Source organism: Actinokineospora sp. NPDC004072, from assembly GCF_053604195.1.
On the sequence record NZ_JBSGHB010000015.1, the window covers coordinates 122,570 to 136,712 of the forward strand.

16 protein-coding genes are annotated in these 14,143 nt (G+C 73.5%); 6 read left to right on the top strand and 10 right to left on the bottom strand.

Translation table 11 applies throughout. The annotated features are described in order from the left end of the window. Nucleotides 1-12 precede the first annotated feature (12 nt). Nucleotides 13-1,518, bottom strand: coding sequence for a depupylase/deamidase Dop (gene dop / locus ACWEPX_RS23365; protein WP_451899343.1), 1,506 nt, complete (start codon nucleotides 1,516-1,518; stop codon nucleotides 13-15). 70 nt (nucleotides 1,519-1,588) lie between these two features. Here dop and ACWEPX_RS23370 point away from each other — a divergent pair, with 70 nt between their 5' ends. Then, nucleotides 1,589-2,107, top strand: a complete 519-nt coding sequence (locus ACWEPX_RS23370; protein ID WP_451899344.1) for an NUDIX domain-containing protein — start codon at nucleotides 1,589-1,591, stop codon at nucleotides 2,105-2,107. On the opposite strand, the gene ACWEPX_RS23375 is transcribed toward ACWEPX_RS23370, so the two are convergent. From ACWEPX_RS23375 to arc, 3 genes are all read right to left on the bottom strand, one after another. Further along, entirely contained in the window at nucleotides 2,104-2,733 is a 630-nt protein-coding gene (locus ACWEPX_RS23375; RefSeq protein WP_451899345.1) for a hypothetical protein, read from the bottom strand. The genes ACWEPX_RS23370 and ACWEPX_RS23375 overlap by 4 nt on opposite strands. Nucleotides 2,734-2,804: 71 nt before the next feature. Then, nucleotides 2,805-3,461, bottom strand: coding sequence for a hypothetical protein (locus ACWEPX_RS23380; RefSeq protein WP_451899346.1), 657 nt, complete (start codon nucleotides 3,459-3,461; stop codon nucleotides 2,805-2,807). A gap of 159 nt (nucleotides 3,462-3,620) precedes the next feature. Next, nucleotides 3,621-5,441: a proteasome ATPase gene (arc, locus tag ACWEPX_RS23385; protein WP_451899347.1), complete on the bottom strand. Its 1,821-nt coding sequence runs from the start codon at nucleotides 5,439-5,441 to the stop codon at nucleotides 3,621-3,623. Between the two features lie 235 nt (nucleotides 5,442-5,676). Between arc and ACWEPX_RS23390 the strand changes: the two genes are divergently transcribed. The 3 genes from ACWEPX_RS23390 to ACWEPX_RS23400 all read left to right on the top strand — a co-directional run bounded on the left by ACWEPX_RS23390 (nucleotide 5,677) and on the right by ACWEPX_RS23400 (nucleotide 7,873). Next, complete coding sequence (locus ACWEPX_RS23390; RefSeq protein ID WP_451899348.1) at nucleotides 5,677-6,324, top strand: hypothetical protein; 648 nt, start codon at nucleotides 5,677-5,679, stop codon at nucleotides 6,322-6,324. A 130-nt stretch (nucleotides 6,325-6,454) separates the two neighbouring features. Then, nucleotides 6,455-7,096, top strand: coding sequence for a hypothetical protein (locus tag ACWEPX_RS23395; protein WP_451899349.1), 642 nt, complete (start codon nucleotides 6,455-6,457; stop codon nucleotides 7,094-7,096). A gap of 51 nt (nucleotides 7,097-7,147) precedes the next feature. After that, complete coding sequence (locus ACWEPX_RS23400) at nucleotides 7,148-7,873, top strand: hypothetical protein (RefSeq protein WP_451899350.1); 726 nt, start codon at nucleotides 7,148-7,150, stop codon at nucleotides 7,871-7,873. A 7-nt stretch (nucleotides 7,874-7,880) separates the two neighbouring features. Here ACWEPX_RS23400 and ACWEPX_RS23405 read toward each other — a convergent pair whose 3' ends face one another. Continuing rightward, nucleotides 7,881-8,714, bottom strand: coding sequence for a tRNA (adenine-N1)-methyltransferase (locus ACWEPX_RS23405; protein WP_451899351.1), 834 nt, complete (start codon nucleotides 8,712-8,714; stop codon nucleotides 7,881-7,883). A gap of 55 nt (nucleotides 8,715-8,769) precedes the next feature. Then, nucleotides 8,770-9,876, bottom strand: a complete 1,107-nt coding sequence (locus ACWEPX_RS23410; protein ID WP_451899352.1) for a site-2 protease family protein — start codon at nucleotides 9,874-9,876, stop codon at nucleotides 8,770-8,772. Nucleotides 9,877-9,952: 76 nt separating this feature from the next. Between ACWEPX_RS23410 and ACWEPX_RS23415 the strand changes: the two genes are divergently transcribed. Further along, on the top strand, nucleotides 9,953-10,807 hold the full coding sequence (locus ACWEPX_RS23415) for a RecB family exonuclease (RefSeq protein ID WP_451899353.1): 855 nt from the start codon (nucleotides 9,953-9,955) through the stop codon (nucleotides 10,805-10,807). Here the strand turns inward: ACWEPX_RS23415 and hisG are convergent. From hisG to ACWEPX_RS23430, 3 genes are read right to left on the bottom strand one after another with little or no spacing between them, the layout of a single operon-like run. Beyond that, nucleotides 10,804-11,649: an ATP phosphoribosyltransferase gene (hisG, locus tag ACWEPX_RS23420; protein ID WP_451899354.1), complete on the bottom strand. Its 846-nt coding sequence runs from the start codon at nucleotides 11,647-11,649 to the stop codon at nucleotides 10,804-10,806. The genes ACWEPX_RS23415 and hisG overlap by 4 nt on opposite strands. A 46-nt stretch (nucleotides 11,650-11,695) precedes the next feature. Beyond that, complete coding sequence (locus ACWEPX_RS23425) at nucleotides 11,696-11,959, bottom strand: phosphoribosyl-ATP diphosphatase (protein WP_451899355.1); 264 nt, start codon at nucleotides 11,957-11,959, stop codon at nucleotides 11,696-11,698. Nucleotides 11,960-12,014: 55 nt separating this feature from the next. Then, complete coding sequence (locus ACWEPX_RS23430) at nucleotides 12,015-12,434, bottom strand: DUF3995 domain-containing protein (RefSeq protein ID WP_451899356.1); 420 nt, start codon at nucleotides 12,432-12,434, stop codon at nucleotides 12,015-12,017. Between the two features lie 54 nt (nucleotides 12,435-12,488). On the opposite strand from ACWEPX_RS23430, the gene ACWEPX_RS23435 reads away from it, so the two are divergent. Beyond that, nucleotides 12,489-13,025 carry a TetR/AcrR family transcriptional regulator gene (locus tag ACWEPX_RS23435; protein ID WP_451899357.1) on the top strand — a complete coding sequence of 179 codons (537 nt, stop codon included), beginning with the start codon at nucleotides 12,489-12,491 and terminating at the stop codon, nucleotides 13,023-13,025. Nucleotides 13,026-13,056: 31 nt separating this feature from the next. Here the strand turns inward: ACWEPX_RS23435 and ACWEPX_RS23440 are convergent, their stop codons facing one another. Next, entirely contained in the window at nucleotides 13,057-14,112 is a 1,056-nt protein-coding gene (locus tag ACWEPX_RS23440) for a glucose 1-dehydrogenase (protein ID WP_451899358.1), read from the bottom strand. Between the last annotated feature and the right edge of the window lie 31 nt (nucleotides 14,113-14,143).

Here is a 14,143-nt window from a genome sequence, read left to right on the forward strand (position 1 = left end):
GGGTGAACGCCGCTAGCGGCGGGCCCCGGTCAGCGCGTCGACCAGCTCCTCGGCGGTGTTCGCCGCGTCGAGCAGGGCCCCGACGTGCGCCTTCGTGCCGCGCAGCGGTTCGAGCGTGGGGATGCGCACCAGCGACTCCCGGCCCAGGTCGAAGATCACCGAGTCCCAGGACGCCGCCGCGATCGAGGTCGGGTAGCGCTCCAGGCAGCGGCCGCGGAAGTAGGCCCGGGTGTCCGACGGCGGGGTGACGATGGCCGCCCGCACCTCCTCCTCGCTGACCAGCCGCTTCATCGAGCCGCGGGCGACCAGGCGGTTGTAGAGGCCCTTGTCCAGGCGCACGTCGGAGTACTGCAGGTCGACCAGGTGCAGCCGCGGCGAGGACCAGGCCAGGCCGTCGCGGGCCCGGTAGCCCTCCAGCAGCCGCAGCTTGGCGGGCCAGTCCAGCCGGTCGGCGCACTCCATCGGGTCGCGGGCCAGCGCGTCGAGCACCGTGCCCCACGTGTCGAGCACGTCCAGCGAGACCCGGTCCACGTCGGCCCGGCCGAGCTTGTCGGCGACCATCTCGTGGTAGGCGAACTGGATGTCCAGGCCGCTGTACTTGCGGCCGTTGGCCAGCTCGACCTTGGTCTTCAGGGTCGGGTCGTGGCTGATGAGGTGCACGGCGCGCACCGGGTCGGCCAGCTTGAGGTGGTCGAAGCGCACGCCCGCCTCGATCAGGTCCAGGACCAGGGCGGTGGTGCCCAGCTTGAGGTAGGTCGAGGTCTCGGCCAGGTTCGCGTCGCCGATGATGACGTGCAGGCGCCGGTACTTGTCGGCGTCGGCGTGCGGCTCGTCGCGGGTGTTGATGATGCCGCGCTTGAGCGTGGTCTCCAGGCCGACCTCGACCTCGATGTAGTCGGCGCGCTGGGAGAGCTGGAAGCCCGCCTCCTCCCCCGCCACGCCCATGCCGACCCGGCCGGACCCGCAGACGACCTGGCGGGAGGCGAAGAACGGGGTCAGCCCGGCGATCACCGCGGTGAACGGGGTGTTGCGGGCCATCAGGTAGTTCTCGTGGGTGCCGTAGCTGGCGCCCTTGCCGTCGACGTTGTTCTTGTAGAGCTGCAGCCGCGGCTGGCCGGGCACGGTGGCGGCGCGCAGCGCGGCCTCCTCCATGACCCGCTCCCCCGCCTTGTCCCAGATCACCGCGTCGCGGGCGTTGGTGACCTCGGGCGCGGAGTACTCCGGGTGGGCGTGGTCGACGTAGAGCCGGGCGCCGTTGGTGAGGATGACGTTGGCCGCGCCGAGGTCCTCGACGTCGGGGTCGGTGGGCGCCATGCCGGGCGCGCCGAGGTCGAACCCGCGGGCGTCGCGCAGCGGGGACTCCACCTCGTAGTCCCACCGGGCCCGCCGGGCGCGCGGGATGTCCGCCGCCGCGGCGTAGGCCAGCACGACCTGGGTCGATGTCAACACCGGGTTGGCCGTCGGGTCGCCCGGCACCGCGATGCCGTACTCGACCTCGGTCCCCATGATCCGCCGCATACCGGCCAGCCTACGGTGCCGGACCGACGCGCAGGCGGTGAGCCGCGTCGCGGAGGGCAGGATGGGAGAAGTGAGCGCGGACGAGCGGGTGGCCCTCTACGACGAGGCAGGCCGGGTGGTCGGGGCGACGACCAGGGCGCGGATGCGGGCGGGCGGCCTCTGGCACGCCGCCACGGCGGTGCTGCTCCGCTCGGGCGACGGCGCCCGGGTGTACGTGCACCGCAGGACCGACACCAAGGACATCTACCCCGGCCTGCACGACTGCGCCGCGGGCGGGGTGGTCGGCGCGGGCGAGGACCCGCCCGCGGCCGCCGCGCGCGAGCTGGCCGAGGAGTACGGCGTCACCGGGGCGGTCCTGACCCCGGTGTTCACCATGCGCATCGAGCTGCCGCCGGTGCGCATGCACCTGTTCGCCTACGAGACCCGATGGGACGGGCCGGTGGTGCCGCAGGAGAGCGAGATCGCCGAGGGCTGGTGGATGCCCCTGCCGGAGCTGCGCGAGCGGCTGGCGGGCGGGCGGTGGCCCTTCGTCCCCGACGGCAGGCTGGTGATGGAGCGCTGGTTCGCCCTGCAGGACGGGACGGGCTAGTCGAGGGCGGCTGCGGCCAGGGGGGCGATGCGGGTGATGGCCTGGGCGGCCCGGTCGACGCTGCCCGCCTCCACCACGACGACGCTGGCCAGGTCGCCTGAGGCGATGACGGCGCCGCACCCGCGGCGGTCGGCTTCGGTGAAGCACCACGTGTAGCGGTCGTCGCCGAGTTCGGGCAGGTCGGGGCCGTCGGTGGTGGTCTCGTCCGCGGGCGGGAGGCAGGTGCCCGCCGCGCGCAGGTCGGCCAGGGTCGCGCCCGCGCCGGGCAGGACGTGCACGCTCTGGTCGATCGTCGACCCGGTCGGGTAGACCCAGGAGGCGTCCGCGCGCGGGCCGCAGCCGGTGGAGATGACGACCGTGCCCTCCGCGGACTCCACGCCCTCTTCGGCCAGGTCGGCGTCGGTGAGCAGGCCTTCACCGGGGTCGACGGCGGGGGTGGTGGTCGTGGCCGCGGTGGTCGCCGTGGTGGTCGGCGCCGCTGTCGTGGCCACCACAGCCGCCTGGGCGGGGGTCGGCCGCGCGGTCGTCGTCGGCTCGTCGTAGTAGGTGTAGAGGTCGTTCGCCCGACCGGAACAGCCGACGGCGAGCAGCAGCACCGCGGCGGGCGCGAGCGCACGGCGGAACAACGGTCCCCCAAAGATCGACAGCGGTACGCGGCGGAACCTACCGGTTCCCGCCCGCCCACCCGCACCAGCCCCTACAGCCGCCCCAGCGCCTCGACGGCGACCGGCATGAGCCGGACCACCATCGCCCTGGCGGCCGCCGTGGACCCGGCTTCGACCACGACGGCCGTCAACAGGTCGTCCTTGGCCGCCACGGCGCCGCAACCGCGCCCCTGGTCGTGGTGGAAGCACCACGAGTACTGGGCGTGCATCCCCAGCTCCCCCAGCTTCGGCTCCGGCTCGAAGGGGCCGAAGCCCACCAGGCATTCCGCTGCGGAGCGCAGCACCCAGACCTGCGTGACGGCGTAGGACTCGACGCTGTGGATGATCGCGCGCTGGTTGGGGGTCTGCCAGAGCATGCGGGACTTGGCCGTCGGCTTCGCCTGCAGGCAGCGCTCCAGGTACGGGTCCTGGCCTGCGCCGAGGAACTCCACCTCGCCCACGGCCGCGAGGTCCTGCGGCGTCATCATCGCGGCCACCAGGTCGGCCGAGGTCCGCTTGACCGCGGTCGTGGTCGTCGGCAGGAACGCCCGGGCGCTCGGCCGGAAGCCGACGCGGCCCGCCCCGGCCAGGGCGGCGGGCAGCATGTCGACCACCTCGGCCGGACGCGGGTACACCTCCACCGCGTGCGTGACGACGCGCTCCTGGACGGTCCACCGGGCCAGCGCGTGCGCCGAGGGGGGCTCGGACACGCAGCCCGCCAGATACGGCGCCTGCTCGGCCGGGCGCTGCTCGACCGGGGTCGGCCCCAGCGCGGCGAGGTCCGCCGCGCCGAACAGGGCCGCCGCCAGCTCCGCAGACGGGCGAGCGGCCCCGGAGCCTGCGCTCCAGGGCCGCTCGCCGGGGTCGGCTCAGAGGTACTGGCCGGTGTTGCTCGCCGTGTCGATGGCGCGGCCCGCTTCCTGGTTCTTGCCGGTGACCAGGGTGCGGATGTAGACGATGCGCTCGCCCTTCTTGCCCGAGATGCGTGCCCAGTCGTCCGGGTTGGTCGTGTTGGGCAGGTCCTCGTTCTCGGCGAACTCGTCGACGATGGCGTCCAGCAGGTGCTGCACGCGCAGGCCGGGCTGCTTGGTCTCCAGCACCGACTTGATCGCCGACTTCTTCGCCCGGTCGACGATGTTCTGGATCATCGCGCCGGAGTTGAAGTCCCGGAAGTACAGGACCTCCTTGTCGCCGTTGGCGTAGGTGACCTCCAGGAACCGGTTCTCCTCGGTCTCCTCGTACATCCGCTCGACGGTGTGCTGGATCATCGCGTCGATGCAGGCCGCCGGGTCGCCGCCGAACTCGGCGAGGTCGTCGGCGTGGATGGGCAGCTTCGGGGTGAGGTACTTGGAGAAGATGTCCCGCGCCGCCTCCGCGTCCGGCCGCTCGATCTTGATCTTCACGTCGAGCCTGCCGGGGCGCAGGATCGCCGGGTCGATCATGTCCTCGCGGTTCGACGCGCCGATGACGATGACGTTCTCCAGGCCCTCGACGCCGTCGATCTCGCTGAGCAGCTGGGGCACGATCGTGGTCTCGACATCGGAGGAGACGCCGCTGCCGCGGGTGCGGAAGATGGAGTCCATCTCGTCGAAGAACACGATGACCGGCGTGCCCTCCGAGGCCTTCTCCCTGGCCCGCTGGAAGATCAGCCGGATGTGCCGCTCGGTCTCGCCCACGAACTTGTTGAGCAGCTCGGGGCCCTTGATGTTGAGGAAGTAGGACTTGGCCTCGGCCGGGCTGCGGTCGCCGCGCGCCGCAGCCACCTTCTTGGCCAGGGAGTTGGCCACCGCCTTGGCGATGAGCGTCTTGCCGCAGCCGGGCGGGCCGTAGAGCAGCACGCCCTTGGGCGGGCGCAGCTCGTACTCGGCGAAGAGGTCCTTGTGCAGGAACGGCAGCTCGACGGCGTCGCGGATCTGCTCGATCTGGCGGAACAGGCCGCCGATGTCGGCGTAGTCGACGTCGGGCACCTCCTCCAGCACCAGGTCCTCGACCTCGGCCTTGGGCACCCGCTCGTAGGCGTAGCCGGACTTGGCGTCGACCAGCAGCGAGTCGCCGGGCTTGAGCGGCGCGGTGAACAGCGGGTCGGCCAGCCAGACCACCCGCTCCTCGTCGGCGTGCCCGACCACCAGCGCCCTGGTGGGCACCTCCTCGCCGTCGGCGACGAGCAGCTCGCGCAGCGCGCAGACCTCGCCGGTGCGCTCGAAGCCGCCCCCCTCGACGACCGTGAGCGCCTCGTTGAGCCGCACGGACTGGCCCTTGCGCAGCTCCTCGCCCTCGACCGCGGGCGAGACCGAGACGCGCATCTTGCGACCGGCGGTGAACACGTCCACCGTGCCGTCGTCGTGCCGTTCGAGGAACACGCCGTACCCGCTGGGCGGTTGCGCCAAGCGGTCGACCTCCTCGCGCAGCGCGAGCAGCTGGCCGCGGGCTTCCCGCAGCGTGTCGACCAGCTTGGTGTTCCGCTCGGTGAGCTGGTTCACCCGCTCGGTCGCATCGGTCAGCCGCTGCTCCAACAGCCGCGAATGCCGCGGCGCTTCCGTCAGTTTCCGGCGCAGCAGAGCGACTTCCTCTTCCAGGAATCGGATCTGCGCGGCCGCCGAGCGCTGCTCGCGCTCGCCCCCCGGGCCGGGCGTGTCACCGTGCTGATCGTCGGCATCTTCAGGCCGACTGCCGGGACGATCGTGCTGCATGTCGGCACCTCCTCCCGAACTCGTACCCACTACGGTACCGGCGATCACCGACAACAACAGAGCATCCGCATGCCGGAACCCGCGTGTCACCGGACCGCAACACCCGCTCGGCCGCAGGCATTGGGCCGATCCGGTATCCGCCGGAACCGGCGTGCCGCTACCGTGCGTCGGTGTATTAGGCCACTCGCGCCAGCGTTGTGCACCTCCTTATTCGCAGCTAACGACCGGGGAAGACATGACCTACCCGCCGCCGCCGCAGGACCCCTACGGTGGCCAACCGCAGCAGCCCCAGTACCCGCAGCAGCAGCAGGGCGGCTACCCCCAGCAGCAGCCGCCGCAATACGGCCAGCAGCCGTATGGCACCCCGCCAGGCGGCCAGTCCTACGGCACCCCGCCGGGCGGGCAGCCCTACGGCACGCCCCCGGGCGGCCAGCCGTACGGGGGCGACCCCTACGGGCAGCAGCCGGGCCAGCACGGCCAGCAGCCGTACGGGCAGCAGCCCTACGGCCAGCCGCAGAAGAAGAGCCCGATGCCGTGGATCCTCGCGGGCGTCGGCGTGGTGGTCATCGGCGTCGCCGTCACCCTGATCCTGGTGCTGACCGGCGGCAACTCCGCCCAGTCGGTGGCCGACAAGGCCGCCGAGGTCATCAGCAACAAGGACCGCGCGGGCGCGCAGGAGATCTCCTGCGACCCGGAGGACTCCGGCACCGGCGACATCGACGAGCTGCCCGGTGAGATCACGGCCACGGTCGGCACGGTCACCGAGAGTGGCGACACCGCCACCGCCCCCATCACCGTCAAGATCGATGGCGAGAGCCTCGACGGCACGCTGAAGCTGAAGAAGAACAGCAGCGGCGACTGGTGCGTCGACGACATCGACTAGCCCGCCGAGCACGCGCACGGGCCGCGCCCGCTCACCGCCGCCGCCTTGCCCCGCGCATGGCGGCGGCGGTGTCCATCGGCCCGATCTGGGCCAATAGGATGGGCCGACACCACGACGAGCAGGGATCGACATGACCTACCCACCGCAGCAGCCGGGTCCGCACGGGGGACCACCGCCGCCGGGCTACGGTCGTGACCCGTGGCGTCAGCAAGGCCCCTACCAGGGTGGATACCCCGGCCAGCCGAACTTCCCCCCACCCGCGCCGCCGCCTGCGCCGCCCCCGCCGCCCAAGGGCAACGGCGGGAAGATCGCCGCGATCGTGGCGATGGCCGTGCTGCTGGTCGGCGGGACCGGCGTCGGGGTGTACTTCCTCACCCGTGACAGCGGTTTCAACGCCGCGGGCGGTCCCTCCGCCCCGGTGACGACCGCGCCAGCCGAGTCGGACGACGCCCCGGCGGGGGCGGGCCCGGACGCGGTGGTCGACGACTACATCGCCGCCTACGAGTCCAAGAGCTTCGGCGCGGTCACCGACCAGGCGTGCAAGGCGTACAAGAAGAAGTACGGCACGAACACCGCCCAGCTGGAGGACCAGCTGGCGAAGTACGAGATCAGCGGCTCGGCCAAGGGCGCGCCGCAGATCAGGGGCGACGTCGCCACCGCGCGCATCGCCCTGGAGCTCTCCGGCGACGGCGACGTGAAGAACGTCGAGATCGAGATCAAGATCGTCAAGGAAGACGGCGAGTGGCGGTTCTGCGGGGAGGAAACGGCCTGACCGCGGCTGCCTTCCCACCTCCATCCGCAGCACCCCACCAGGAGTCGGGCAATGACCACGCCACCCCCCTACGGCCAGAACCCCTACGGTCAGCAGCCTGACCCGTACGGCCAGCAGCCTGACCAGTACGGACAGCCGCAGCCCGGCTACCCGCAGCCCGTGTTCGGCCAGCAGCAGCCCTACGGCCAGCCCGGCTACGACCCCAACCAGCACGGCTACCAGCAGCCCTACGGCGGCCAGCCCTACGGCGGCGGCCAGCCGCCCAAGGGCCCCAACACCGGCAAGATCGTCGCCATCGTGGCGATCGCGGTGCTGGTCCTCGGCGGCGCGGGGGTGGGTGTGTACTTCCTCACCCGCGACAGCGGCTCCAACACCGCGGGTGGCGGCGGCGCCACCACGTCCACCCCGACGCTCCCCACCGGCGACGAGGACCCCACCACCGAGCGGACGACCGAGCGGGAGACGGCCGACCCGACGACCACCCGGGGCAGCGGGGGCGGCACCGGCGGGGACGACCCGGGCGCGGTCGCGCAGGCGTACGTGGACGCGGTGAACGACCGCGACGCGACCGCGGCGGGCAAGCTGGTCTGCGCCGACACCGAGCCGCCCGGGCTGATGTACTCGGCCCTGGAGGCCGCGGGCGGCACCGCCGAGATCTCCGGCAAGGCCGAGGTGGTGGGCACCTTCGCCACCGTCGACACCAAGACCTCCATCGGCGAGGAGCCGTTCCCGATCCTGCTCAGCCAGGGCGACGACGGCTGGTGCGTCAGCCTCTGACGGCGGGTCAGCCCTTGCTCGGCCTGCGCTGCGGGCGGGGCGGGGTGACGCCGTCGGCGAGTCGGCGGGCGGTCAGCAGGAACGCCGTGTGGGCGATCATGCGGTGCTCCGGGCGGACCGCCATGCCGACGACGTGCCAGGGGCGGATCAGGGTCTCCCAGGCGGCGGGCTCGGTCCAGCACTGCTGCTCGCGCAGGGCCTCGGTGACCCGGGACAGCTGGGTCGTGGTGGCCACGTAGGCCACCAGCACGCCGCCGGGGATCAGGTTGGCCGCGACGGTCGGCAGGACCTCCCACGGGGCCACCATGTCCAGCACGACCCGGTCGACCTCGCCGCTGTGCTCGGCGAGGTCGCCGACGGTCAGCGTCCAGTTGGCCGGGTGCTCGCCGTAGAACTCCACGACGTTGCGCTCGGCGTGCACGGCGTGGTCTTCCCGGATCTCGTAGGAGGTCACCGTCCCCTCCGGACCGACCGCGCGCAGCAGCGAGCAGGTCAGCGCGCCGGACCCGGCGCCTGCCTCCAGCACCCGCGCGCCGGGGAAGATGTCGCCCTGCATGACGATCTGGGCGGCGTCCTTGGGGTAGATGACCTGGGCGCCGCGCGGCATCGACAGCACGTAGTCGGCCAGCAGCGGGCGCAGCGCGAGGTAGCCGGTCCCGACCGCGGAGGTGACGACCGAGCCCTCGGGCTGGCCGATGATGTCGTCGTGGGCGAGCGCGCCGCGGTGGGTGTGGTATTTCTCGCCCGGGGCCAGCACCAGCGTGTAGTGCCGTCCTTTCGGGTCGGTCAGTTGTACCCGGTCCCCAGCCTGGAAGGGGCCGCTGATCCTGCGCGCCGTCACCGATTCGCCTCCTCGAGCAAACCCGCACATGCTCGCAGAGCGGCCCGGTCCCGGTTCAGCCAGCCCCGTCGATGGCCGCGCCGAGGTCGGCGCGGTGCAGCACGCCGGAGGGCCTGCCGTCCTCGTCGACCACGACGAACTGCCACGCCGCCGTGGCGCGCACCCGCTCGATGATGTCGGCGACCGGCTCACCCGCCAGCAGCACCGATTCCGGGCGGATCGGCTCGGCGGCCAGCTCGGCCGGGGCGAACGGCGACCCGGCGGCCAGCCGCTGCGCGGCGCCGGGGTCGAGCAGCCCGGCGGCCACGCCGTCCGCGCGGACCAGCACCACCCCGCGGCCCGCGGCGGCGGCCAGCGCGTCGGCGACCGGGCTCTCGGCGGGCAGCTGCAGGACCGGGCGCACGACGTCGGCCAGCCGGAACCCCTCCGGCGGGCGCGCGTGCTCCGCGGCCAGCTCGCCGCCCGCGCCCGCGACGACGAACCAGGCGGTGAACAGGCAGATGCCCAGGCGCAGCCAGCGGTCGGGGGACTCACTGGCCACCCCCCACAGCGCCCAGGCCACCAGCAGCCCGGCGACCAACCAGCCACCCACGGCCGCGGCGCGGGTGCCGGTCGCGCGGCGGCCGGTCATCGCCCAGACGCCCGCGCGCAGCATCCGCCCGCCGTCCAGCGGCAGGCCGGGCAGCAGGTTGAAGACGGCGACGGCGACGTTGGCGACGGCGCACTCCAGCACCAGCAGCCACAGCGCGCCCTCGCCGGGCAGGACCAGCACCAGCGCGCCGAAGAGGGCGGCGAGCACGATGGAGACCGCGGGCCCCGCGGCGGCGACCACGCCCTCGTCGGCGGGCCTGCGCGGGGTGCGGGTGATCTCGGCCAGGCCGCCGAGCAGGAACAGCCGCAGCCTGCGCACGGGCAGCCCCAGGCGCAGCGCGGTGACGCAGTGGCCCATCTCGTGGGCGAGCACCGACAGCCCCAGCAGCACCGCGAACGCCGCGGCCAGGGCGATGGCCGCGGGCGTGGACACGCCCGGCAGCAGCCGTCCGACCAGCGGGGTGTAGAGCACGACGATGGCCGCCGCGCCCAGCCACCAGGACGGCGCGAGCACGACCGGGACGCCGCGGAAGCGGAACAGCCGCAGTCCGCCGGGGGCGAGGCTCGACATCCGGCTCAGCGTACGGGCCCGGGTGTGGGATGGGGGTGATCCGGGCGTGTCGGTGCCCGTCTATATCGTCAGGGCCATGCTTCCCGATCTCGCCGCCGAGGAGACCGCCACGCCGCGCAGGCCCGCGCTGTCGCCGTCGCGCGCGGGCGACTTCAAGCAGTGCCCGCTGCTCTACCGGTTCCGCGCGATCGACAAGCTGCCGGAGACCCCGAGCGCGGCGCAGGTGCGCGGGACGGTCGTGCACGCGGTGCTGGAGCAGCTCTTCGGCCTGCCCCGGCACGAGCGGGTGCTGGCCAAGGCCCAGGAGCTGGTCGAGCCGACCTGGCAGCGGCTGGTCGCCGAGCAGCCCGAGCTGGCCACGGTGCTCACCGCCGCGGGGCTGGACTCGGCGGGGGCGCTGCTGGGCGGGTACTTCGAGCTGGAGGACCCGACCCGGCTGGAGCCGGAGGCGTGCGAGCTGCTGGTGGAGACCGAGCTGCCCAGCGGGGTGCTGCTGCGCGGCTACATCGACCGGCTGGACGTGGCCCCCACCGGGGAGATCCGGGTGGTGGACTACAAGACCGGCACGGCGCCGCGGGAGATCGGCGAGGCCAAGGCGCTGTTCCAGATGAAGTTCTACGCCCTGGCCCTGTGGCGGCTGCGCGGGGTGGTCCCCCGCCAGCTGCGGCTGATGTACCTGGCCGACCGCCAGTCGCTGGCCTACACCCCGGACGAGGCCGAGCTGACCCGCTTCGAGCGCACGCTGGACGCGATCTGGCAGGCGATCCTGCGGGCCGGGCGCACCGGGGACTTCCGGCCCAACCGCTCCCGGCTCTGCGACTGGTGCTCGCACCAGGCCCACTGCCCCGAATTCGGCGGGACGCCCCCGGAGTACCCGGGGTGGCCGGAGCCCGGTGCGAGCGACGAGTCGCTTGTGGACCGCGTCGACTAGAGCCTGCAGGCCCGGATGTCGGAGGCCAGCACCGCCTTGGCCCCCACGGCGGCGAGCTGGTCCATCGTGGAGTTGACGTCCTTGCGCGGCACCATCGCCCGCACGGCCACCCAGTCGGCGCCCGCCAGCGGGGCCACCGTCGGCGACTCCAGGCCGGGGGTGATCTCGATGGCCGCGTCGAGCAGCGAGGTCGGGCAGTTGTAGTCCAGCATCATGTACTGCTGGGCGAACACCACGCCCTGCAGCCGGGCCGCGAGCTGGTCGCGCGCGGCCGACGGCGCGGCGCCCGCCCGCTCGACCAGCACCGCCTCCGACAGGCAGATGGGCTCGCCGAAGGCGACCAGGTTGTGCTGGCGCAGGGTGCGGCCGGAGCCGACCACATCCGCCACGGCGTCGGCGACGCCGAGCTGGATGGAGATCTCCACCGCGCCGTCGAGGCGGATCACCTCGGCGGTGACGCCGTGGCGGGCGAGGTCGTCGGTGACCAGGTTCGGGTAGCTGGTGGCCAGGCGCTTGCCCGCCAGGTCGGCGACCGTCCAGTCCCGACCCGCGGGGGCGGCGTAGCGGAAGGTCGAGCCGCCGAAGCCCAGGGCCAGGCGCTCGCTGACCGCCGCCCGGGAGTCGCGGGCCAGGTCGCGGCCGGTGATGCCGAGGTCGAGCTCGCCGGAGCCGACGTAGATGGCGATGTCCTTGGGGCGCAGGAAGAAGAACTCGACCTCGTTGGCCGGGTCGACGACGGTCAGGTCGCGCGACTCGTGGCGCTGGCGGTATCCGGCCTCGGCCAGCATCTCGGACGCCAGGGTGGCGAGGGTGCCTTTGTTGGGGACTGCGACGCGCAGCATGAGGGGGTCTCCCGTGGAGGTGTGATGGGGTGGCCGGGGACTCGCCTCACAGATGTCGGTAGACGTCCTCCAGGGTCAGCCCGCGGCCCAGCATCAGCACCTGCACGCGGTACAGCAGCTGGGAGACCTCCTCGGCCAGGCGCTCGTCGGACTCGTGCTCGGCGGCGATCCACACCTCGCCCGCCTCCTCCAGCACCTTCTTGCCCTGGGCGTGCACGCCCGCGTCCAGCGCGGCGACGGTGCCCGACCCCTCGGGTCGGCTCCGCGCGCGATCGCTGAGCTCGGCGAACAGCTCGTCGAACGTCTTCACGGGAGTCGATCCTCCCATCCCGCGCCGCCGCGCCGACACCGAGGGGAGACCGGGATCACCCGAGCCCGGCCACCGCCGCGGCGAGGGCGCCCAGGCCCAGCGACAGCGGCGAGTACAGCCGCAGGTCCCAGCGGGCGAACTCGGTGCGCCCGCCCCGCGAGCCCACCAGCCCGCTCACCCCGCGGGCCAGCAGCACCACGGCCACGCCCCCGGCGCCGACCGCGACCAGCCAGTCCGGCCCGGGCGCGCCGACCAGCCCGCCGCGGGCGGCGACGAGGTAGGCGGCGAGCACGAGCAGCACGGCCACGACGACGGTCAGCCCCGCGCTCGGCAGCCGGTCCGGCTCGACGCCGACCACCCGGCGGGCCAGCTCCTCCCGCGAGCGCAGCGGCCACGGGCTGACCAGCCAGACCAGGTGCAGCAGCGCGATCAGCAGCAGGGCGACCGCGGCGATCCCGGCGACGACGACCATCATCGGACTCCTTCCATACACCACTGTATGGTCATGTCCGTACAGTAATGTACGGACATGCCGAAGCCCAGGTTGAGCCGGGAGAGCTGGATCACCGCGGCGCTGCGCGCCCTCGCCGCAGGCGGGGTGGCCGCGGTCGCGGTGGACCCGCTGGCCAGCGCGCTCGGGGTGACCCGGGGCAGCTTCTACTGGCACTTCGCCGACCGGCGCGCGCTGCTGGAGGCCGCGCTGGAGTGGTGGGAGCAGGAGGGCACCACGGCGCTCATCGAGCAGGTCGAGCCCATCGCCGACCCGCGCGAGCGGCTGGCCGAGCTGTTCCGCATCGCGGTCACCGAGGACCCGACGGAGGGCCTGGAGGCCGCGCTGGTCGCCCACGCCGACGACCCCGTGGTCGCGCCCGTGCTCCACCGGGTCACCCACCGGCGCATCGCCTACCTGGCCGAGGCGTACGCCGCCGCCGGGACGCCGAACCCGCAGGAGCGCGCCCGGGTCGTCTACGCGACCTACGTCGGCTGGGTCGCCCTGCGCCGGGCGGTGCCGGAGTCCACCCCGGACAGCGCCGTCGACCACCTGATCCGCGTCCTGCTGCCCTGACCGGGCTCCCCGCTCGCCGCGGGGCGCGCCGTCACGACCCGTCCAGGGTGATGACGGTCTTGACGTCGTGCGGCTGGGCCTCGAACGCCTCCTTCGCCCGGTCCAGCGGCACCCGCCGGGTGATCACCCGGTCCAGCCAGTCCGCATCGGCGGCGGCGAGGGCGTCGGCGGCCTGCTGGTAGTGGCGCAGGTTCGCGTTCACCGAGCCGAGCACCACGTCGTTCTCCAGCACCATGTCGCGGTTGAGGCCGCCCGCGTCGATCTCCAGCTTGCGCCCGGCCGGGGAGACGCCGGTGAGGCAGACGATCCCGTAGGCGGCGGTGTGGGCGACGGCGGCGGCGATGGCCGCGCTGACGCCGGTGGCCTCGATGGCCACGTCGGCCTTGAGCCGCGGCGCGACGTCGCCGACCGGCTCGTGGTGGTAGGTCGCGCCCAGCGCCCGCACCAGCTCCGGCTTCGGCCCGTCGGTCACCAGGTCGACCACGTGCACGTCCAGCCCGCGCTGGGCGGCCAGCAGGGCGGCGAGCAGCCCGATCGGGCCCGCTCCGGTGACCAGCACCCGTCGCGGCTCGAACCACGCCCGCGCGCCCACCCGCTCGATCTGCTCCCACACCTTGGCGACCACCGAGGTGGGCTCCATCAGCACGCCGACCCGCTCCAGGCCGGGGTCGAGCCGGACGGCGTAGTCGCGGTGGACGACCCACGCCTCGCTGCCATAGCCGTCGATCTCCTTGATCCCGCACTCGGTGTACTCCCCGTTGCGGCACATGTCGAACTCGCCGCGCGCGCACGCGCCGCACGGGCGCGGGTCGGGGCGGCGCACCACGCCGACCACCAGGTCCCCGGGCGCGAACCCGCTGCCTGCGGGGGCCTGCTCGACCCGGCCGAGGGACTCGTGGCCCAGCACCAGCAGCCCGCGGCCCGGCGGCGCCCAGCCGTACTCGCCCCCCGCGATCTCCTTGTCCGTGCCGCACACGCCGAGCGCGAGGCCGGTGACCAGCAGCTCGTCCGGCCCGGGCTCCGGGTCGGGCACGTCGGTCACCGCCAGCGACCCGGACGTCAGCGGGACCACGGTCAAGGCGCGCATGGCCCCACCGTCGCACGGCGGCCGTTTCCCC

Excerpts from the sequence above, each read along its gene's own strand:
- ACWEPX_RS23410 (WP_451899352.1), bottom strand. The coding sequence starts at position 9,876 with ATGTCGAGCCTCGCCCCCGGCGGACTGCGGCTGTTCCGCTTCCGCGGC.
- hisG (WP_451899354.1), bottom strand. The coding sequence starts at position 11,649 with ATGCTGCGCGTCGCAGTCCCCAACAAAGGCACCCTCGCCACCCTGGCG.
- ACWEPX_RS23390 (WP_451899348.1), top strand. The coding sequence starts at position 5,677 with ATGACCTACCCGCCGCCGCCGCAGGACCCCTACGGTGGCCAACCGCAG.
- ACWEPX_RS23395 (WP_451899349.1), top strand. The coding sequence starts at position 6,455 with ATGACCTACCCACCGCAGCAGCCGGGTCCGCACGGGGGACCACCGCCG.
- ACWEPX_RS23430 (WP_451899356.1), bottom strand. The coding sequence starts at position 12,434 with ATGATGGTCGTCGTCGCCGGGATCGCCGCGGTCGCCCTGCTGCTGATC.
- arc (WP_451899347.1), bottom strand. The coding sequence starts at position 5,441 with ATGCAGCACGATCGTCCCGGCAGTCGGCCTGAAGATGCCGACGATCAG.
- ACWEPX_RS23400 (WP_451899350.1), top strand. The coding sequence starts at position 7,148 with ATGACCACGCCACCCCCCTACGGCCAGAACCCCTACGGTCAGCAGCCT.
- ACWEPX_RS23440 (WP_451899358.1), bottom strand. The coding sequence starts at position 14,112 with ATGCGCGCCTTGACCGTGGTCCCGCTGACGTCCGGGTCGCTGGCGGTG.
- ACWEPX_RS23435 (WP_451899357.1), top strand. The coding sequence starts at position 12,489 with ATGCCGAAGCCCAGGTTGAGCCGGGAGAGCTGGATCACCGCGGCGCTG.
- ACWEPX_RS23415 (WP_451899353.1), top strand. The coding sequence starts at position 9,953 with ATGCTTCCCGATCTCGCCGCCGAGGAGACCGCCACGCCGCGCAGGCCC.
- dop (WP_451899343.1), bottom strand. The coding sequence starts at position 1,518 with ATGCGGCGGATCATGGGGACCGAGGTCGAGTACGGCATCGCGGTGCCG.